The 18,567-nt window shown below is 69.2% G+C and carries 18 protein-coding genes and 1 pseudogene; 11 read left to right on the plus strand and 8 right to left on the minus strand.

What is annotated here, in order from left to right; all coding sequences use genetic code 11:
• The first annotated feature begins 29 nt into the window (after positions 1–29).
• The 3 genes from rnz (at position 30) to DV707_RS00980 (ending at position 4,657) form a co-directional block, all read left to right on the plus strand.
• Positions 30–959 carry a ribonuclease Z gene (gene rnz / locus DV707_RS00970; protein WP_346772032.1) on the plus strand — a complete coding sequence of 310 codons (930 nt, stop codon included), beginning with the start codon at positions 30–32 and terminating at the stop codon, positions 957–959.
• Between the two features lie 355 nt (positions 960–1,314).
• The gene (locus DV707_RS00975; protein WP_103991038.1) at positions 1,315–3,294 is read left to right on the plus strand and encodes a DUF460 domain-containing protein; all 1,980 of its coding nucleotides are present in this window, start codon (positions 1,315–1,317) and stop codon (positions 3,292–3,294) included.
• Between the two features lie 148 nt (positions 3,295–3,442).
• Positions 3,443–4,657, plus strand: coding sequence for a collagen binding domain-containing protein (locus DV707_RS00980; RefSeq protein ID WP_136361780.1), 1,215 nt, complete (start codon positions 3,443–3,445; stop codon positions 4,655–4,657).
• An 84-nt stretch (positions 4,658–4,741) separates the two neighbouring features.
• Here the strand turns inward: DV707_RS00980 and DV707_RS00985 are convergent, their stop codons facing one another.
• On the minus strand, positions 4,742–5,059 hold the full coding sequence (locus DV707_RS00985) for a PLDc N-terminal domain-containing protein (protein WP_103991036.1): 318 nt from the start codon (positions 5,057–5,059) through the stop codon (positions 4,742–4,744).
• Positions 5,060–5,209: 150 nt separating this feature from the next.
• Between DV707_RS00985 and DV707_RS00990 the strand changes: the two genes are divergently transcribed.
• Together DV707_RS00990 and DV707_RS18395 are read left to right on the plus strand one after the other, a co-directional pair.
• Positions 5,210–6,205 carry a tyrosine--tRNA ligase gene (locus DV707_RS00990; RefSeq protein WP_103991035.1) on the plus strand — a complete coding sequence of 332 codons (996 nt, stop codon included), beginning with the start codon at positions 5,210–5,212 and terminating at the stop codon, positions 6,203–6,205.
• A 122-nt stretch (positions 6,206–6,327) separates the two neighbouring features.
• Positions 6,328–6,498, plus strand: coding sequence for a hypothetical protein (locus tag DV707_RS18395; RefSeq protein ID WP_160113918.1), 171 nt, complete (start codon positions 6,328–6,330; stop codon positions 6,496–6,498).
• On the opposite strand, the gene hisA is transcribed toward DV707_RS18395, so the two are convergent.
• Together hisA and DV707_RS01000 are read right to left on the minus strand one after the other, a co-directional pair.
• Positions 6,470–7,195 carry a 1-(5-phosphoribosyl)-5-[(5-phosphoribosylamino)methylideneamino]imidazole-4-carboxamide isomerase gene (hisA, locus tag DV707_RS00995; protein WP_103991034.1) on the minus strand — a complete coding sequence of 242 codons (726 nt, stop codon included), beginning with the start codon at positions 7,193–7,195 and terminating at the stop codon, positions 6,470–6,472. The genes DV707_RS18395 and hisA overlap by 29 nt on opposite strands.
• 72 nt (positions 7,196–7,267) lie before the next feature.
• Positions 7,268–7,498 (minus strand): DUF7860 family protein, encoded by a 231-nt coding sequence (locus tag DV707_RS01000; protein WP_103991275.1) that lies wholly within the window; start codon positions 7,496–7,498, stop codon positions 7,268–7,270.
• 156 nt (positions 7,499–7,654) lie between these two features.
• On the opposite strand from DV707_RS01000, the gene DV707_RS01005 reads away from it, so the two are divergent.
• Both DV707_RS01005 and glmM read left to right on the plus strand, forming a co-directional pair.
• A complete protein-coding gene (locus DV707_RS01005; RefSeq protein ID WP_103991033.1) occupies positions 7,655–7,915 on the plus strand; it encodes a hypothetical protein in 261 nt (86 codons plus the stop codon).
• Between the two features lie 173 nt (positions 7,916–8,088).
• Positions 8,089–9,456 carry a phosphoglucosamine mutase gene (gene glmM, locus DV707_RS01010; protein WP_103991032.1) on the plus strand — a complete coding sequence of 456 codons (1,368 nt, stop codon included), beginning with the start codon at positions 8,089–8,091 and terminating at the stop codon, positions 9,454–9,456.
• 34 nt (positions 9,457–9,490) lie between these two features.
• On the opposite strand, the gene DV707_RS01015 is transcribed toward glmM, so the two are convergent.
• From DV707_RS01015 to hisI, 3 genes are read right to left on the minus strand one after another with little or no spacing between them, the layout of a single operon-like run.
• A complete protein-coding gene (locus tag DV707_RS01015) occupies positions 9,491–9,763 on the minus strand; it encodes a hypothetical protein (RefSeq protein WP_103991031.1) in 273 nt (90 codons plus the stop codon).
• Between the two features lie 2 nt (positions 9,764–9,765).
• Complete coding sequence (locus DV707_RS01020; protein WP_235010734.1) at positions 9,766–10,959, minus strand: DUF7118 family protein; 1,194 nt, start codon at positions 10,957–10,959, stop codon at positions 9,766–9,768.
• A 4-nt stretch (positions 10,960–10,963) separates the two neighbouring features.
• Positions 10,964–11,332, minus strand: a complete 369-nt coding sequence (gene hisI, locus DV707_RS01025) for a phosphoribosyl-AMP cyclohydrolase (protein WP_103991030.1) — start codon at positions 11,330–11,332, stop codon at positions 10,964–10,966.
• Between the two features lie 127 nt (positions 11,333–11,459).
• Between hisI and DV707_RS01030 the strand changes: the two are divergent.
• Positions 11,460–12,457: pseudogene (locus DV707_RS01030) on the plus strand (arsenic resistance protein).
• 107 nt (positions 12,458–12,564) lie between these two features.
• Here the strand turns inward: DV707_RS01030 and DV707_RS01035 are convergent.
• Positions 12,565–13,647 carry a prepilin peptidase gene (locus DV707_RS01035; RefSeq protein ID WP_103991028.1) on the minus strand — a complete coding sequence of 361 codons (1,083 nt, stop codon included), beginning with the start codon at positions 13,645–13,647 and terminating at the stop codon, positions 12,565–12,567.
• Between the two features lie 308 nt (positions 13,648–13,955).
• Between DV707_RS01035 and DV707_RS01040 the strand changes: the two genes are divergently transcribed.
• Together DV707_RS01040 and DV707_RS01045 are read left to right on the plus strand one after the other, a co-directional pair.
• On the plus strand, positions 13,956–15,803 hold the full coding sequence (locus DV707_RS01040) for an ATP-dependent DNA helicase (RefSeq protein ID WP_103991027.1): 1,848 nt from the start codon (positions 13,956–13,958) through the stop codon (positions 15,801–15,803).
• Between the two features lie 401 nt (positions 15,804–16,204).
• Entirely contained in the window at positions 16,205–16,393 is a 189-nt protein-coding gene (locus tag DV707_RS01045) for a DUF7317 family protein (RefSeq protein WP_103991026.1), read from the plus strand.
• Between the two features lie 55 nt (positions 16,394–16,448).
• Here DV707_RS01045 and DV707_RS01050 read toward each other — a convergent pair whose 3' ends face one another.
• Positions 16,449–17,567 (minus strand): 60S ribosomal export protein NMD3, encoded by a 1,119-nt coding sequence (locus tag DV707_RS01050; RefSeq protein WP_103991025.1) that lies wholly within the window; start codon positions 17,565–17,567, stop codon positions 16,449–16,451.
• Positions 17,568–17,695: 128 nt separating this feature from the next.
• On the opposite strand from DV707_RS01050, the gene htpX reads away from it, so the two are divergent.
• Entirely contained in the window at positions 17,696–18,565 is an 870-nt protein-coding gene (gene htpX / locus DV707_RS01055) for a zinc metalloprotease HtpX (RefSeq protein WP_103991024.1), read from the plus strand.
• Positions 18,566–18,567: the final 2 nt, after the last annotated feature.

Raw genomic sequence — 18,567 nt, forward strand, 5'->3', positions numbered from 1 at the left:
CCCGACCGCCGCCCAGGACGGGTATGTCGATGCGCGTGACGTTCCTCGGAACGGGCGGGGCCGTCCCGACGACCCAGCGTGGTCCGAGCGCGTTCCTCCTCGAACGCGAGGGAGAGCGGCTGCTGTTCGACTGCGGCGAGGGAACCCAGCGGCAGATGATGCGGTTCGGAACCGGCTTCTCTCTCTCCCACCTGTTCGTCACGCACCTCCACGGCGATCACGTCCTCGGGATTCCGGGACTGATCCAGACGATGGACTTCAACGACAGGTCGGAACCGCTCGCGGTCTACGGCCCGCCCGGATCGAAGGGGCACCTCACGAACCTCATCGAGGCCGGCGGCTACCGGCCGGACTTCCCGCTCACCGTCCGCGAGGTTCGGCCCGGCGCCGTCGCGCTCGACGGCGACGACTACGAGGTCCGAACGTTCGCGACCGAACACCGGAACGTCAGCTCGGTCGGGTACGCGCTCGTCGAGGACGACAGGCGCGGGCGCTTCGACCGCGAGAAGGCCGAGGAGTTGGGCGTGCCCGTCGGGCCGAAGTTCGGCCGCCTCCACGACGGCGAGGCCGTCGAACTGGAGGACGGAACCGTCGTCGAGCCCGACGAGGTCGTCGGCGATCCCCGGCCCGGACGGCGATTCGTCTACACGGGCGACACGCGACCCGTCGACGCCACCGTCGACGTCGTCGACGCTCCCGACCTGCTCGTCCACGACGCCACGTTCGCCGAGGAGTGGGCCGACCGGGCGCGCGGGACCGGTCACTCGACGGGACGCGAGGCCGCCGAGATCGCGAACCGCGCCGGCGCGAGACGTCTCGCGCTCACCCACATCTCCTCGCGGTACGCCGCCGACGCCTCGCCGATCGAACGGGAGGCCAGAGGGGTCTTCGACGGCGAGGCGGCGTTCGTCCCCGACGACGGCCGGAAAGTCGACGTCCCGTACCCCGACGACGAGTGAGGGTGTCGCCGCCGGGGTGAGCGGACCGCTCTGCGGACTGCGTACAGGGGCGAACAGTCGGCACCCGCTCGGGCCGGCCGCCAGTCGCTCGCTCGCTGGCGGACGACCGCGTTTCCCGCGTCGGTGTGCCGAGCAACCGCACGTCGACGCGGGGCGACTTTCAGATCACGCGGGCCCTGGCCGCCCGATCGTATATAAACGCTCGCCGGCGGAGCTCGCGCCGGTCGCTCTTCGACGGGCGTCGGCGTTGAGGTCTGCCGACGTCCCGGGGTGATAATCCGTCGACGTCCCCGGAGTGATAGTCCATCGACACCCCCGGCGTGGAATATATATTCGCACACGACCAAACGGAGTTGTGAACGACCGGACGAGCGCCCTCGACTCCCTCGTCTTCGGCGTGGACATCCAGAGCGGTGACGTCCGCGGCGACGCGCCCTCCTACGCTCTCGTGGCCTTCGACGGCGAGCGCGTCGACCGCGACGTCGTCTCCCACCGGAAGCTCCGCCGGCTGCTCGACCGCGAGGAGCCCGCGATGCTGGCGACGGACAACATGTACGAACTCGCGGCCGACAAGGACGCGCTCGTCCACTTCCTCCGATCGCTCCCGGCGGCGACGAAACTGGTGCAGGTGACCGGCGCGGAGCGGCCGGAACCGCTCTCGCGGGTGGCCTCCAGACACGGCGTGCCATATGGCAAAAAGCCGATGAAGGAGGCCGAGGCGGCGGCGCGACTCGCGGCGGCCAACGTCGGCTACGAGGTGTCGGCCTTCGGCGACACGACGACGGTGAAGGTGTCCCGCGGGCGCTCGACCGGCAAGGGCGGCTGGAGCCAGGACCGCTACACCAGGCGGATCCACGGCTCGGTGAAACGCCGGTCCCGGGAGGTGAAAGAGCGGCTGAAGCAGGCCGGCCTGGAGTTCGAGACCGACGTGACCGAGAAGTACGGCGGCTACGCCAACGCCGTCTTCACCGTCGAGGCGCCGCCGGCGGACCTCCCCGTCTCGGAGGGCCGCTCCGGCGACACGCGGATCGAGATCGAGCGCGAGCGCTACGACGGCATCGAGTTCGAACCGCTGGTCAAGCGCCGAGATCACGTCGTCGTTGGGATCGACCCCGGGACGACGACGGCCGCGGCGGTCGTGAGCCTCGACGGGCAGGTCCTCGACGTCTACTCGACGCGGACGGCCGACACCGCCGACGTGATCGAGTGGTTGATCGAGCGCGGCCGGCCCGTGATCGTCGCGGCCGACGTGACGCCGATGCCCGAGACCGTCGAGAAGTTCCGGCGGAGCTTCGACGCCGCCGGCTGGACGCCGAACTCGGACCTCCCGGTCGACGAGAAACTCCACCGCACGCGCGAGGCGGCCTACGAGAACGACCACCAGCGCGACGCGCTCGCGGCGGCGCTCTTCGCCCTCGACGACCACGAGGACCAGATCGCGCGCATCTCACAGAAGGTGCCGCCGGACGTCGAGCGCGGCGAGGTGATCGCCCGGGTCGTCGCCGGCGAGGAGTCCGTCGAGGCGGTGCTCCGCGACCTCGCTGACGACGAGGAGCGCGACGAGGACGAATCCGAGCACGAGGAGCGCGAACTCACGGAAGAGGAAGAGGAGATTCGCCGCCTGCGCGAGCGCGTCGAGCGCCTCGAATCGCACGTCGACGACCTCAACGAGACGATCGACGAGCGCGAGGAGACCATCGAGGAGTACGAGGAGAAGCTCTCCGACGCGAAGCGCGAGGAGCGCAGACAGGCCAGAGAGCGCCGCGAGGTCAAGCGGCTGGAACGCGAGAACGACCGGCTGGAGCGGCGCGTCGAATCGCTGGAGGACGAGAACGAGGAACTCGACGAGAAGCTGGAGCGGCTGAAACGCCTCTGGAAGCTCGATCACTCGAACTTCGCCGACGTCGACACCGACGGCGACCTCGTGTCCGTAAAGGTGATCGAGCAGTTCACCCGCGACGCCATCGAGACCGCCGACGAGGAGTACGGGCTGGCCGCCGGCGACGTGGTCTACCTCCGGGACGCCTCGGGGGCGGGTCGCTCGACGGCCGAGCGCCTCGCGGAGATCGACCCGCGGGTCGTCCTCCGCTCGGGCGGCAACCTCTCGGAGGTCGCAGACCGGATCCTCTTCGAGCACGACATCCCCGTCTCGCCGGCCGACGACGTCGCGATTCAGGAGGTGGACGAACTCGCCGTCGCCAGCGAGGCCGACGTCGAGGCGGCGATCGAAGACTGGGAGCGCCGCGCCGAGGAGCGACAGAAGGAGCGGAAGGCGTCGATGGTCGATCAGATCATCTCCGAGCACCGCGCGGAGTCGCGGGGAGAGGGTCGATAGAGCGGGGTTCTGATCCGCGCGCGGGAGTCACACAACGACTGGTTAGCGTGCGGAAACACGAGTCGAGTGTGATAGATTACGCTGCGCGTACCTGTCTCGGGCGGAGTAACGGGCGACTAACATAATAACTCCAAAGCGACCACACTGTATGAGAGCCCGGATTCTGGTGGCGCTGGCGGTGACCGGCCTTCTCCTGATCGGTCCGGCGGCGACGACGGTGGCCGCGCAGTCGACCGGTCCGGTCACGCTGACCGTCTCGGTCGTCGATCAGAACGGCGAGACGATCAGCGACGCCGAGCTGACGGCGACCTGGGAGAACGGTTCGACGACCGAGACGACCGCGAGCAACGGCAGGGCGTTCATCGACGTGGAACGGGGGGCGAACGTCACAGTCTCGTTGTCACACCCGGAGTATATCCGCAACCGCCCGTTCGTCGTTCGCAACGCGACCGAGCGGGACGTCACGATCCCGGCGCACCGACGAGGTCAGTTGTCGGTCGCCGTCGCCGACGATAGCGGGGACGTCGCCGACGCGCGAGTCGTCCTCCGGCAGAACGGCCGGTTCGTGTCGCAGGCATCGACCGACGAGGACGGGGCGATCGCCTCGGGGCCCATAGAGCAGGGAACGTACACTGTCGCCGTCGTAAAGCCGGGGTACTTCCGGAACACCACCACTGTGAAAGTCGGCGCGTCGACCCGGACGCGGATACCCATCGAACGCGGGACCGTCTCCCTGACCGTCGCAGTGCGGGACCCGCACTTCTCGCCGCCGCGTCCTGTCAGTAACGCCACGGTCAGTATCGCGTCGATCGGCCAACTTCAGACGCTCGCCGACGGAGGGGCACGCGTCAGCGTGCCGGTCAACACCGAACTGTCGATCACGGTCGGTAAGGAGGGGTACGACGACGTAACGGAGCGCGTGCGCGTCGAAGAGTCCGATCTCCGCGTGAACGTCTCGGCGAACCGGACGCCGTCGTTGCGGCTCGAATCGATCAACACGCGCGTCGTGGCGGGCGAACGGCTGGGCGTCAGCGTCGTCGACGAGTACTCCGAACCCGTCGAGGGCGCGACCGTCCTGCTCGACGGCGAGGCTGTCAGCTCCACCGACGCCGACGGCCGTGCGGCCGTGACCGTCGAGGAACCGGGCAATCACACGCTCGCCGCCGAGAAGGAGGGCGTGGACTCCTCACCGGTGACGATCCGCGCCATTCCCGAGGACGGGGAGACGGCGACGCCGACGCAGACGCCGACGGCGACCGAGGCCTCGCCCGGTTCCGGTTCCAGCACTCCGGGCTTCACGCCGCTCACTGCGATACTCGCTCTCTCGGTGTCGCTGGCGATCTTGGCGCTCCGTCGTCGCTGAGTGCGGGTCGATGTCTCGTCGATCACGGGCGCCTCTGTCTGACGGACACACCGTGAACGCGTCCTCCGATCTCCTCCTCGGTAGTTACGGCGCCCCGGCGTTCGCGCCCGCCTCGTAGGGCGCGTCCGGTCGGCCCAGGAAGTAGTACGCGACGAAGCCGACGAACGGGAGGAAAAAGCAGATCCCCGTCCAGCCGACCGCCGAGTCGCTCCCGCGGCCGGTCGCGTCGATGTAGACCCACCCCGGAAGCGCGACGTGGGCGACGAGGAAGTAGACCGCGAAGCCGGTGAAGTACGCGAACGTCGCGAGGTCGCTGACGGCGATCCACATCACCACGAGCGGGAGAAGCGCCACCGCGACCAGTCCGACGAGGACGACGAACGGCGAGCGGGTCGTTGCCATCGGTGGCGGTTGGAGCCGAGCGGGTTTGACGCTTTCCGGTTCGTCCCGTCGAGCCGGCGGGGCGTCGGTGACGCGTCGCGGGCGGAGCCCCGACCGCTCCCGCGGCGACATCCCAGAAGTCATATGCCGGAGTCGCGATTTCCCCACAGTATGGACGCCTACGACCTGATCACCCGGAACGTCTCCGAGGTGGTCACAGAGGAGGAAGTGCGCGCGCTAGCCGAATCCCCCGACGGAAAGCGGGCGTACGTCGGCTACGAGCCCTCCGGCGTCCTCCACATCGGCCACATGCTGACCGCGAACAAGCTGATCGAACTGCAGGAGGCCGGCTTCGAGGTCGTCGTCCTCCTCGCGGACGTTCACGCCTACCTCAACGGCAAGGGGACGTTCGCGGAGATCCGCGAGACCGCCACGCGGATGCAGGAGCAGTTCGTCGCCTACGGTCTCGAGGAGTCCCAGACGGAGTTCGTCCTCGGCTCGGAGTTCCAGCTCGACGAGGAGTACGTCCTCGACCTGCACGCCTTAGAGCTGGAGACGTCGCTGTCGCGGGCCTCCCGCGCGATGGCCGAGATCGCGGGCGGCGACACCGCGACGGTCGCGCAGGCGGTCTACCCGCTTATGCAGGCGCTCGACATCGTCTACCTCGACGTCGATGTCGCGATCGGCGGGATGGAACAGCGGAAGGTCCACATGCTCGCCCGCGACACCCTGCCGAGCATCGACGCCGACTCGCCGACCTGTCTCCACACGCCGCTGATCGCCGATCTGACGACCGGCGTCGGCAAGATGTCGAGTTCCGAGGGACTCTCCATCTCGATGGAGGACTCGGAGTCCGAGATCGAGGCGAAAGTCGAGAAGGCGTACTGTCCCCCGACGGCCGACCCCGACCCGACCGACGAGGGCGAGGAGCGCGAGAACCCCGTCCTGCAGATCTTCGAGTACCACGTCTTCCCGCGGTTCGGCGAGGTGGTCGTCGAGCGTCCCGAGAAGTACGGCGGCGACCTGACCTACGGGAGCTACGAGGCTCTCGAAGCCGACCTCGAATCCGGCGAACTCCACCCCGCGGACGCGAAGGGCGCGCTCGCGACGTACCTGAACGACCTCATCGAACCCGGCCGCGAGAAGATCCGGCAGCAGCGGGACTGATCGACGAGCGTCGGCGGCGGGCCGGCCGTCGTCTCGCGGGGGGCGAGACGGCGAGGTCCCGACGCTCCGTCTGACGACCGTCTTGCGGAGGTTGATACCGCTGCCGCGACGACGCGTGTACGATGGGACTAAAGGGAATCGTACTCGGGGGGTACGCGCTCTGTCTCGGCGGGCTCTTCCTGTTCTCGGAGTCGGCCGTGACGACCGGGTTCGGGGTCGCGCTCATCGCGATCACCTGGATCGCGGTCTTCTCTCGGTACCGGCTCAAACGCGCATCGCGGCAGCGAGGGTGAACGCCCCCTCGTAGAGCGCGGTGCCGACCACGACGGCCGCCGCGCCGGCGTCCCGCAGCGCCCGGACGTCGTCGAGCGAGGCGACGCCGCCGGAGGCGACCACCGGGACGTCGACCGCCTCGACGACGCGCCTCGTCACCTCGGTCTGGACGCCCTCCTGTTTCCCCTCGACGTCGACGTCGGTGAAGAGGATCGACCCCGCGCCCAGTTCTTCGTATCTGCTCGCGGCCTCGGCGGGGTCGAGGCCGGTCCCCTCGGTCCACCCGGAGACGACGACCTCGCCGTCTCTCGCGTCGAGGCTCACCATCACCCGCCCGGGGTAGCCCTCGGAGATCTCCGCGACGAGGTCCGGATTTTCGACCGCCGCCGTCCCGAGGATCACGCGCTCGACGCCGCGGTCGAGCAGGTCGGTCGCGTCGTCGGCGGTTCGGATCCCGCCGCCGAGTTGCACCGGGACGTCGACCGCCTCGACGACGGCCTCGACGGCGTCGGCGTTCCCCCGTTCGCCCTCGAAGGCCCCGTCGAGGTCGACGAGGTGCAGCGTCTCCGCGCCGGCGTCGACCCAGCGCTCGGCGGCCGCGACGGGGTCGCCGTAGCGCTTCTCGGTGCCGCGTTCGCCCTGCACGAGCTGGACTACCTCCCCGTCCTGCATATCGACGGCGGGGACGACCTCGAAGTCGGGAAACGGATCGCTCATGGCCCACCGTCGGCGGCGACGCGGCCTAAAGTCTCCGGAGCGTCGCCGCGGAAGCGGGACGAACGACGTCCCTCACTCCGTCAGCGGTAGCAGGATCCCGAACACGAAGGGAGAGAGCAGTGCGAGGCCCACGCCGGCCCACTCTGCGTCCACGAGCAGCGCGTGTTCCCACGCCGGGACCGCCGTTCCGGTCGCCGCGAGCGCGAACTCCCCGAGCGCGCCCAGCGCGAACAGTCCGACCCCGAGGAGGAAACTCCGTTTCGTCAGCGTCGCATAGTCCACGTCGCCGTACCGTCCTGGCATATTCCACGACGCGCCGGCGACGCCCAATACGATTTCGCTTGCGGAATCGACGACGGAGCGGGCGGTGAGCTGCGGATCCGACAGGTCGACCGGTTCCGGAGGGATCGCCCTCCGCCGACCGAAAGAACCACAACACTCCCTGGGATATCGCGGGCTATGACAACGGCACTCCTCGAACTCCTCCCGGCGCTGCTCGAACTCTCCGTGTTCAGCCTGGGCGCGGTCGGACTCTCGCTCGTCGGCGCGTACGTCGAGCGCTTCGCCGTCGTGACCGCCCAGCACGGCCAACCGCTTTTGGCCCTCTGGGCGGCCGTGATGGGTGCTGTCGCGCTCTACTTCGCGTACTCGCTCGCGGTCGACAGGGTCGTGCCGACGCTCGCCGAACTCGTCGGGCGGCCGTCCTCGCCGACCGAGTGATCCACCTCTGAGGGCTGTACGCGCCCCCGCCCGACGCGACCGCGACGCCGTTCGGCGCTCGAAGTTACGCGGGGCGGTATCTGCCCACGGGAACGTCTCCGGCCGTGTCGCAACCGCTTCCGGATCCGGCCGTGTCGCAACCGCTTTCACCCCGGCCCGAAGAGAGGAACCTAATGAAACTGTTCGGTTCGAGCGGCACTCGGGGGGTCGTCGGCGACAGCCTGACGCCCGAGTTCGTCCTCCGGATCGCCAAGGCGGCCGGGACGGTCTGGGAGGCCGACCGCGCCGTCGTCGCCCGGGACGCCCGCACGACCGGCGAGATGTTCGCGAACGCGGCCACGAGCGGACTCGAGAGCGTCGGCGTCGACGTCGACCGACTCGGCCCGACGCCGACCCCCAGCGCCGTCCGCTACGCCGGCGAGACGGCGCGGCCGGCCATCGTGATCACGGCCTCGCACAACCCGCCGGAGTACAACGGCGTGAAACTCGTCGGGGCGGACGGCGTCGAACTCGGCGTCGACGACCTCGAAGAGATCGAATCGCACGTCCTCGAAGAGCGGTTCGCCACCGCCGCGTGGGACGCCGTCGGCGACTCCCGACGGGTCGAATCGGCGAACCGCGAGTACGTCGCGGACCTGCTCGACGCCGTCGACCGCGAGTCGATCGCGGCGGCGGACCTCACGGTCGCGCTCGATCCCGGTCACGGTCCCGGCGCGCTGACGAGCCCCGAGTTCTTCCGAAAGCTCGGCTGTGAGGTCGTCACTGTCAACGCCAACGCCGACGGACACTTCCCCGGTCGCCCCTCCGAACCGGTCGAACCCAACCTGGGCGACCTCAAGTCGCTGGTCCGTGCCGCCGACGCCGACGTCGGCATCGCCCACGACGGCGACGCCGACAGGGCGGTCTTCGTCGACGAGCGCGGCGAGTTCGTCGCGGGCGAGGCCTCCCTGGCCGCGCTCGCCGCCGCGGCGCTGGATACGGGCGACACCACCGTGGCCGCGGTGAACGTCTCTCAACGCCTGGTCGACGTCTGCGAGGACGCCGACGCGACGCTCGAACTCACCCCGATCGGCGCGACGAACATCATCACGCGGATTCGGGAACTCCACGCGGCCGGCGAGCGCGTCCCGATCGCCGGCGAGGGCAACGGCGGGATCTTCTACCCCGAGTACCGGCTGGTCCGCGACGGCGCGTACGTCGGCGCGAAGTTCCTCGAACTCGCCGCCGAGCGTCCGGTCTCGGAGATCGTCGCCCCCTACACCGACTACGAGAACGTCCGGATCAACCTCTCGTACGACTCCGAGTCGGAACTCGCGGCGATGCTCGAAGCCGCCCGCGAGTTCGCCGAGTCGGCCGACGCCGAACCGAACACGATCGACGGCTACCGCCTCGACTACGGCGACGCCTGGGTGCTCGTCCGCCCCTCCGGCACGGAACCGAAGGTGCGAGTCTACGCCGAGGCGGGCGACGCGGACCGCGCGGAGAGCCTCGCCGAGGCGGCGGCCGACCCGCTCCGCGACGCGCTCGCGGACCCGGGCTGACGGGTCCCCGCCCCGCCGACGCCCGCGACCGCCCTCAGAGGGCGAGTATCCCGAAAAGCAGACAGAGACCGCCCAGCGCCAGGAGGACGAACCCCCGCTCGATCGCGACGTCATCCGCGGGGTCGTCGGGTGGCTTCGCGGGGCTCGGCTCTGTTCGCCCGGACGACGCGTCGCTCCGCGCGCCCCGCTCGGGACGCGCGTCGCGTCGTCGCTTCAGCCGTCGGATCGCCCGTCTCGTCCGGAGATCGCGCTCGCCGTAGTACAGACACAGCGCCCCGGCGACGAACGCGACGGCCGAGACGATCATCGTCAGACGCGCGGTTCGTCGCCCGGTTCCGCCTCCCCGTGAAGCGTCGATTCGAGTCGCTCACGGGCGTCGCGGAGGCGGTCCAGTTCGGCCGCGGCCGCGCCCGAGTTGACCCGCTCGCGGGCCTCGGCGTCGAGTTCCTCGTGCGCGCGGGCGACGAACCGCAGGTCCTCGTAGTCGTCGCGACGGGTGAGATCCCGCACCCCTCTGAGGCGCGCGACCGTCTCCTCGCTCGCGAACCGGCCGAGTACCGACGTCGCCTCGCGGGCCCAGAGTCGGAGCGACTCGGCCGCCGGCGGCGGCAGTTCGACGGTCAGCGGCTCGGCGGAGAGCCGTTCGAGGAACGTGCGGTGGACCGCGACGGTCGTCTGCAGGAGCGCGGGGTCCTCGGCGTAGTGGTCCAGTTTCGACCCCGAGTAGTCGGCGTACTCCAGGAGCGTCGGGATCGGTTCGTCGGCGTCGGGGCTCTCGCGGGCGAACTCTCTGAGATCTCGCGGCGGCGATCTGAACTCGACGAGGGGAAACGACTCCGCGCGCTCTAAGAGTCCGACGACGTCGGCCGCGGCGGCCGACTCGTAGAACTCATCGAACTCCTCGGTGACGGCGTCGTTGTACGCCCGGATCGGCTCGCGGAGTTCCTCGACCGGCGCGTCGAGGTCGGCGTCGGCGAAGGCCAGCGTCTCCTCGCGTCGCTCGATCTCCTCGTCGAGGTCGCGGAGACAGAGCCTCGCGTCCCGTCGGGCCTTCGAGACCGCCTCCTCGGCCGCCTCGCGCCGATCCAGGAGGTCGACGTAGTCGGCGGCGGGTTCGAGGTCGGCGCGTGCGCCCTCGAAGTCGTCCTCGCTCAGCCGACGTCGGTCCATCCGTTCGGCCGCGGCCTCGAAGGCGTCCTGCGCCGGAACGTCGTCGGAGAGTTCCTCTAAGAGGCCGAGGAACTTGTCCTGGAACTCCACGTACGCCTGGAAATCGCCCGTGCCGGTCGCGGAGTCCTCGTAGCGGTCGAGCAGTCGGACGGCCTTCCGGTAGGTGTCGGCCGCGGCGACGACGGCGTCCTCGCCGGCGTCGTCGATCTCGGCCTCGACCGCCTCGCGACGCTCCCGGGCCGCACGGAGGTCGTCGATGCGCGCCTCGGCGGTGTCGAGCAGTTCCCTCGTGGCTTCGGTCTCGCTCTCCCCGCTGGACGTTGATTCTGCCATCGTCTCACTCGTAGACGTCGTCGGGGTCGAACACGCGCTCGCCGACGTGTTCCCCGTCGATGGTGCGGTAGAAGCACGACCGGTGTCCCGTGTGGCACGCGCCGCCGGTCTGCTCGACGAGGTACAGGAGGGTGTCGGCGTCGCAGTCGACGCGGATCTCCTCGACCGACTGGGTGTGGCCGCTGCTGGCGCCCTTCTCCCAGAGTTCGTCGCGGCTGCGGGAGTAGTAGTGCGCCCGCCCGGTCTCGCGCGTCCGTTCGAGCGCCTCCCTCGAGACGTACGCCAGCATCAACACCTCGCCGGAGTCGGCGTCCTGCGCCACGGCGGGGACGAGTCCGTCCGCGCCGAAGTCGACCTCGACGTCCTCTGTCATTGGTTCGACCGACGGGAGTCCGGCCGATAGGTCTTTTGCCCCCTCTTTTCCCGCCCCCGCGTTCGGCCGTCCGGGGCGGATACACCGGAACACCAGTCGTATTGCCCGGCCGCGTGAATCACGGGTGATGACCTCGAAGCGGTGGCTGCAGCGACACCAGATCGCCGTCTACGCCGTCAGCGTCGCGCTCGCCGTCGCGGTCGGCGTCGGCGCCCCGTCGACCGCGCCGCTGGTTGAGGGGGCGATCACTCCGGTGCTGGCCGTGCTCCTGTACGTCACGTTCCTCGAAATCCCCTTCGTCAGGTTCCGACGGGCCTTCACCGACGTCCGGTTCATGACGGCGGCGCTGGGGATGAACTTCCTCGTCGTCCCGGTCGTCGTCTTCGCGCTCACGCGCGTGCTCCCCGGGAACCCGCCGTCCTCGTCGGGGCGTTCCTGGTCCTCCTGACGCCGTGCATCGACTACGTCGTCGCGTTCACCGACCTCGCCGACGGCAACGCCGAGCAGGTCACGGCCGCGACGCCCGCGCTGCTCCTCGTCCAGTTCGCGCTGCTCCCGGTCTATCTGTGGCTGTTCGTGGGACCCGGGATCGCGGACGTCATCAGCGCGCGGCCGTTCGTCGAGGCGTTCTCCCTCCTCATCGCGCTCCCGCTGGCGCTCGCGTGGCTCACCGAACTGTGGGCGACCCGCGCTCCGACCGGCCGGCGGTGGCAGTCGGCGATGGGCTGGCTCCCCGTCCCGACGATGGGGGCGACGCTGTTCGTCGTCGTCGCCTCGCAGTTCCCCCGCGTCGCGGACTCCCTCGGACAGGTGGTCGCGGTCGTTCCGGTCTACGTCGCCTTTCTCGTCGTGATGCCGCTCCTCGGACGCCTGGCGGCCGGCGCGTTTCGGATGGACGTCGGAAACGCCCGCGCGCTGGTGTTCACCTCGGTGACGCGGAACTCGCTGGTCGTCCTCCCGCTGGCGCTGGCGCTGCCCGCGGGCTACGAACTGGCACCGGCGGTCGTCGTCACGCAGACGATGGTCGAACTGGCGGGGATGGTGGTGCTCACGCGAGTCGTCCCGGACTGGCTCGTCCGGACGCCGCCGAGTTCGATTCCGTTCGCTGACCCTGGGAGCGATTGAGCGATCGTCACCGACTGGGACCGAGTGGCCGGCACCGACTGGGACCGAGTGGTCGTCACCGACGGCGACTGGTCATCGTCCCCGACGCCAACCGAGTCGCTGCCGGCTCACAACACGCTCAGTGCTTCGAGTGCGCCGAAGACGACGTCGCCGTACGTGAACGCCGCGAGCGTCCCGACGAATATCGGCACGAGAAACGGGATCCCCGGCGAGATCCAGATCTCCTCGCGCTCGGCGAGGACATCGAGGCCGCCGCGGAGCTTCTCCGGGCTGGTCCCGTACGCGCTCCCCTCGATGCTGTCGAGGAACGCCTCGGCCGCCCACGGATCGTCGGCGTCGGCCGCCGAGTCCGCGCTTCCACCGTCGCTCTCGCGTGCGACTCCGCCGTCGGACTCGACACCCGCGGCGTCGCCGCCGGGACTCGCGGAGCCGCCGCTCTCGCCGTCCCCCTGCTCCGCGGAGTCGACGCTGGCGTCGTCGCCCCCGACGTCGACCGCACCGTCCGTCGGGTCGTACGTCTCGCCGACGCTTCCGGGATCGCGGAACCGATCGGGGTCCGAACGCAGTTCGTCGAGGCTCAGCCCGCGCCAGCGGAGGTACATCCGCAGGGCGTCGATGTCGAGGCCGTTCCGCGAGAACCCCTCGGGCGTCTCGTAGAGGCGGCCGTGCGCCGTCGCGAGGTCCGCGACGCCGACCCGCGTGCCGAGGAACGACACCGGGAAGCGGACGTCGCCGTCGAGGACGTTCCGCACGCCGAGCGCGAGCGGGTAGCCGGCGGCGAGGACGACGGTGTTCGTGAGGATCGTCATCGAGAAGACGCCGAGCGTCGTGACGACCTCCGGCAGCGTGAACCCCATAAAGTAGTACGTCGGGAACGTCGGCAACAGGATCGCGATCGCGATGAGCGCCTTCGCGTCCGCGCCGCCGAAGCCGCCGATCCACCAGAAGCCGTAGGCGATCGGCGCGACGAGAAAGAGGCTGATCGCGACGCGGACGAAGAACAGCACGTCCGCGGAGGTCGCAAGCGAGAGGTGGCCGACGGACTCCCACGCGAGGAGCAGGAGGCCGAGGCCGACGAGGGGGTACCAGGTCCGGGTCGACACCCGCCTGGTCTCGATGTCCCGCCACGCCGCCCACCCGAGCACCGGGAGGACGGCCAGTCGAAGCAGATCCGGAACGCTGGCGAACATATCGGGAAAGCGACCCCGGGGGAGTTGTAGTTTGCGTCTGTACCCTGGTTCTGTCGGTACTCATTCCGGTTCGACTGCGACCGAGACGACTTCGGAAGCCCCCGCGCTCTCGACGGCTGCGACTCGTTGCGCTCCTCGCTCCGCTGCGGTGCTTACGTCGTCTCGCTCGTCGAGAGCGCGGCCCCTTCCAGTCCCGCCCGCGGTTGCTATCTCGTCGCAATCGCGTGCCCCGGTACGGGTCTTCTCAGGTCTCGCTCGTCGAGGGCCTGCGTCTGAAGGTTTTTACCCGAGAGCGGCCCAGGACGAGTGTGGACCCCGATCGGATTCCCTCGTCGTTTCCGGCCCCGAGCTACCGCGGCGCGCAGGAGGAGGCGCTCTCGGACATCCGCGACGCCTTCGCCGCCGGCAACGACGTCGTCCTCGTCCGCGCGCCGACGGGGAGCGGCAAGTCGCTCCTCGCGCGGGCGATCGCGGGCGCGGCGGCGACGACAGACGACGTCTCACCCGCCGAGGCGACCGACGCCTACTACACCACGCCGCAGGTCTCCCAGCTCGACGACGTCGCCGCCGACCCGCTCCTCGACGACCTGAACGTGATCCGGGGGAAGTCGAACTACACGTGCATCCTGAACGGCGAGACCGACACGCCGGTTGACCGCGCGCCGTGCGCCAGACAGGCGGGGTTCGACTGCTCGGTCCGACACCGCTGTCCGTACTTCTCCGACCGGGCGATCGCCTCGAACCGCCGCATCGCCGCGATGACGCTGGCGTACTTCATGCAGACCGCCGGCTCCGAGGTCTTCCGCAAGCGCGACGTCGTCGTGATCGACGAGGCCCACGGCCTCGCCGAGTGGGCGGAGATGTACGCGACCGTGGATCTGAACCCCCGGACGGTGCCGGTCTGGGACGACGTGGGGGTCCCGGACGTCGCCGCCGACGGCGACCCGCTCGAACGGACCGTCCGCTTCGCCGAGTCGCTCGCGGGCGTCGCCGAGCGGGCGAAAGACGAACTGCTCAGGAAGCCCGAACTGACGCCCGAGGAGGCGGCGCGCCGCGACCGCCTGCAGGAACTCCGCTCGGAGCTCCAGTGGTTCGTCGAGGACTACCGGAACCCCGAGAGCCCGACGACGTGGGTCGTCGACCAGCCCGACGGCGAGGGAAGCCCGATCACCATCAAGCCGCTCGACCCGGCGCGGTATCTCCATCACACCGTCTGGGACCGCGGCAACAAGTTCGCGCTCCTGTCGGCGACGATCCTGAACAAAGAAGCGTTCTGTCGGGGCGTCGGTCTCGACCCCGCGGACGTCGCCCTCGTCGACGTCGAGCACACCTTCCCGGTCGAGAACCGCCCGCTGTACGACGTGACGCGGGGGAAGATGACCTACGACGAGCGCGAGGAGACGCTCCCGAAGGTGGCAAAGACGTTAGTCCGGATTATGGCGGCCCATCCCGACGAGAAAGGCCTCGTCCACTGTCACTCCTACGCGATCCAGTCCGAACTTCGAAAGCGACTCGCCCGGCTCGGCCTCGGCGGTCGCGTCCGGGCGCACGACCGGGAGAACCGCGACGCCGAACTCGACTCCTGGAAGGCGACCGACGACCCCGACGTCTTCCTCTCGGTCAAGATGGAGGAGGCGCTCGACCTCGCCGGCGACCTCTGCCGCTGGCAGGTCGTCTGCAAGGCCCCCTATCTCAACACGAACGACTCGCGCGTCGCGCGCCGCCTCGAAGAGGGGCAGTGGGCGTGGTACCGACGCGCCGCGCTTCGGACCGTGATTCAGGCCTGCGGTCGCGTCGTCCGCGCGCCGGACGACTACGGCGCGACCTACCTCGCCGACTCGTCGCTGCTCGACCTGTTCGAGCGGACGCGGAGCGACATGCCCGGCTGGTTCCGCGAGCAGGTCGATCGACTGTCGGAGCCCGACCTCCCCGAGTTCGATCAGGTCGCCGCCGGCGGCGCGGCCGGATCGACGTCGAGCACGCACGGCTCGCAGTCGTCGACGACGAACCGCCGTCGGACGTCGAATCGGGAGGGTGGGGCGTCGACGACGGGGTCGTCTCGACCCACCGGCTCGAACGCGGGCCGTTCGCCGTCCGGCGGATCCGACGACGATCGATCGGCTCACCCGCTCTCTGACGTCTGGGGCGACGGCTGACGACCGTTACCGACAGGGGCCACCGCCGAGACCGGACTCCCGCGGTCGACGCGGCCGCTCAGAAGAGGAGCACCGCTCCGTAGGCGAACGAGGAGCCGACCATCAGAAGGACGAGTATCAGCGCGAGCACCTGCTGTCGATCCATACCCGGCGTTCGTCCTCCGCCGATTCAATTCTTTCGCCCCGGCGACGCGTTCCACGGGGTCGGTGTGCGACCTCACGGTGAATCCGCCCGATCCCGAAACAAGTAATTAATGAATGTTAATTTAGGTTTAGAAAGAATATCTGAATCCGGAAAATACCGGACGTTCGTTTTCTATAGTGGCTCTCTAATTGTTGTTTGAGACGGTATATCACAGAATACTTAACACTACTCACCTCGTGTAGACGAGTGTCCGGCAATGTATACCCACGGGCTGAACACGGCGATGACCCTGTACCGGAACGGAACACTGACGCTCTCGCAGGCGGCGTCACGCGCTGGCCGCTCGACGGACGCGTTCGCCACGGCGCTCGTGCGGCACGGTATCACGGTCCGCGAGAAGCAGGCGGGATCGCGGACGGCGGAGGGGTCGGTTCGGGCCGACTGACCGGTTCTGTCGCATCGGCCGCTCGTTCACTGGGTCTCCGAGTCGACGTCGCCGCTTACTCGGCGCGCTCGTCGGAATCTGGGAGAATGTGCAGTCCGGCGCGGCTCTTCAACACCGACACGGTGTCGGCGTCGCTGTCGACGTACGACGGCCGTGAGACCGTCTTCGATTCGTACGTCTCGGGGTCGAGCACCTGGATCGCGTACTCGTCTTCGACGGTCACGACCGTGGTCTCGGTCGCCTCGTCGGCGGTCCCGAGCAGTCTGGCGTCGGGGCTCTCGCCCTCCTCGAAGGCCGCTTCGTAGGGCTCGCCGGTGGTGAGCCGAACGCCCTTCAGGTTCCCGCGGACGCTCCTGACGAGCACCGGTCCCTCGTCGTCGTCGGGGTTCACCACGTCGCCGGGCGTGAACCTCGGAAGCCGCACGGCGTAGGTCACCCGGTAGACCTCGTTGCCGTCGCCGTCCTCGGTCACGAGCGTCGGGTACTCCTCGACGTTGCCGCCGAGCTCTCTGACGATCCGTTTCGCGACCCCGCCGCCCATCTGGTTCGTCGAGATCTTGATGTCAGTACCGTCGTCGGTCTCTGTGATCTCGGAGATGAACGCCTCGCGGTCGCCGGTCGCCTCGCGCTCTGCGACGTACGATTCTGCGATCTCGACTGCCCGCTGTTCCTCTTCGGGCGTGGGCGTCCGTTCCTCGGCACGCACCTGGACGATGCTGGCGTAGTAACCGCCGGCGATCCGGCCGCAGCGGTCGCAGGTCTGCCGGGAGATGTAGACCGGGACCGTCACGGTCTCCTCGCGGTAGGTGTCGCGGACGATCCCGCCGAAGGTGCAGTGCATCCGGATCGTGTTCTCGTCGATCTGTTCGGGCTCGACGCCCCAGCGGACGTCCTCGGCCTTCAGGTGGACGCCGAGGGCCTCGGTCACCTGCTCGATCGCGACGTCCGTGTAGTCTTCGGCGTCGACGTCGACCCAGCGGTTGCCCTTGTGGACCGCGCCGCACTGCGAACAGACGCGGACCTCGATCCGGTCGGGCGCGTCGACGAGGTCGAAGTCCTCGAAGTAACAGTCGTCACAGAGGACGGCGTCGCGCTCGCGGGGCTCGCCGGGAAGCGGGTCCGCGCGCTCCGGAACCGGATCCCCACAGCGAGGGCAGAAGTCTCCCGAACTCATCGGTTCCCGTAGACGACCGAGGCGGTTAAGCGCGACGAAGCGAGCCGGACGCGGCAAGCCGTCTCTGGACGCCCGAACGGCCTCCGTTCCTGCAACACCGTTTATTACCCCGAAGCCGTAGGTCGGGTATGGAGTGGAAACCCGACTGGGGACTCAGGGGCCGGATGGTCCTCACGATGTTCCTGCTTTTCGCCCTCTATCTCGTCTTCGTGGGGGCGCTGTGGCAGACGAACTCGTTCGCCTTCCTCCCGCTGATGGGCGTGTTCGTCCTCGCGCAGTTCTTCTTCAGCGACAAACTGGCGCTGTACAGTATGGGCGCGAAGGAGGTCTCCGAGGAGGAGTACCCGGAGCTTCACGCGACGGTGTCGCGGCTCAGCCAGCAGGCCGACCTGCCGAAGCCCACCGTCGCCGTCGCCGACTCGCGCGTCCCGAACGCGTTCGCGGCCGGGCGCTCACAGAAGAACTCGACGGTCTGCGTGACGACCGGTCTCCTCCGGACGCTCGACCGCGACGAACTGGAGGGCGTGATCGCGCACGAACTCGCCCACGTGAAGAACCGCGACGTGATGGTGATGACCATCGCGTCGTTCCTCTCGACGGTCGCGTTTATGATCGTCCGGATGGGCTTCTGGTTCGGCGGCGGGCGGAACCGGCAGGGCGGCGGCGGCTTCCTCGTCGCCATCGTCGCCTCGCTGGTCGTCTGGATCGTCTCGTTCTTCCTGATCCGCGCGCTCTCTCGGTACCGCGAGTTCGCGGCCGACCGCGGCGGCGCGCTCATCACGGGGCGTCCCTCGGCGCTCGCCTCCGCGCTCCTGAAGATCGACGGCCGGATGGACAAGGTCCCGAAGGAGGACCTCCGCGAGCAGTCGGAGATGAACGCGTTCTTCATCGTCCCGCTGAAGAGCGACGTCATCGGGCGACTGTTCAGCACCCACCCGGCGACGGAGAAGCGCGTCGACCGCCTGCGCGACCTCGAACGGGAACTGGAGTCACGCTGAGA

The organism is Halobellus limi, from assembly GCF_004799685.1.
GTDB lineage: Archaea > Halobacteriota > Halobacteria > Halobacteriales > Haloferacaceae > Haloquadratum > Haloquadratum limi.

What these genes read in the sequence shown, in the direction of transcription:
- rnz (WP_346772032.1), top strand. Translation starts at nt 30, where the DNA reads ATGCGCGTGACGTTCCTCGGAACGGGCGGGGCCGTCCCGACGACCCAG.
- DV707_RS00980 (WP_136361780.1), top strand. Translation starts at nt 3,443, where the DNA reads ATGAGAGCCCGGATTCTGGTGGCGCTGGCGGTGACCGGCCTTCTCCTG.
- DV707_RS00985 (WP_103991036.1), bottom strand. Translation starts at nt 5,059, where the DNA reads ATGGCAACGACCCGCTCGCCGTTCGTCGTCCTCGTCGGACTGGTCGCG.
- DV707_RS00990 (WP_103991035.1), top strand. Translation starts at nt 5,210, where the DNA reads ATGGACGCCTACGACCTGATCACCCGGAACGTCTCCGAGGTGGTCACA.
- DV707_RS18395 (WP_160113918.1), top strand. Translation starts at nt 6,328, where the DNA reads ATGGGACTAAAGGGAATCGTACTCGGGGGGTACGCGCTCTGTCTCGGC.
- hisA (WP_103991034.1), bottom strand. Translation starts at nt 7,195, where the DNA reads ATGAGCGATCCGTTTCCCGACTTCGAGGTCGTCCCCGCCGTCGATATG.
- DV707_RS01000 (WP_103991275.1), bottom strand. Translation starts at nt 7,498, where the DNA reads ATGCCAGGACGGTACGGCGACGTGGACTATGCGACGCTGACGAAACGG.
- DV707_RS01005 (WP_103991033.1), top strand. Translation starts at nt 7,655, where the DNA reads ATGACAACGGCACTCCTCGAACTCCTCCCGGCGCTGCTCGAACTCTCC.
- glmM (WP_103991032.1), top strand. Translation starts at nt 8,089, where the DNA reads ATGAAACTGTTCGGTTCGAGCGGCACTCGGGGGGTCGTCGGCGACAGC.
- DV707_RS01015 (WP_103991031.1), bottom strand. Translation starts at nt 9,763, where the DNA reads ATGATCGTCTCGGCCGTCGCGTTCGTCGCCGGGGCGCTGTGTCTGTAC.
- DV707_RS01020 (WP_235010734.1), bottom strand. Translation starts at nt 10,959, where the DNA reads ATGGCAGAATCAACGTCCAGCGGGGAGAGCGAGACCGAAGCCACGAGG.
- hisI (WP_103991030.1), bottom strand. Translation starts at nt 11,332, where the DNA reads ATGACAGAGGACGTCGAGGTCGACTTCGGCGCGGACGGACTCGTCCCC.
- DV707_RS01035 (WP_103991028.1), bottom strand. Translation starts at nt 13,647, where the DNA reads ATGTTCGCCAGCGTTCCGGATCTGCTTCGACTGGCCGTCCTCCCGGTG.
- DV707_RS01045 (WP_103991026.1), top strand. Translation starts at nt 16,205, where the DNA reads ATGTATACCCACGGGCTGAACACGGCGATGACCCTGTACCGGAACGGA.
- DV707_RS01050 (WP_103991025.1), bottom strand. Translation starts at nt 17,567, where the DNA reads ATGAGTTCGGGAGACTTCTGCCCTCGCTGTGGGGATCCGGTTCCGGAG.
- htpX (WP_103991024.1), top strand. Translation starts at nt 17,696, where the DNA reads ATGGAGTGGAAACCCGACTGGGGACTCAGGGGCCGGATGGTCCTCACG.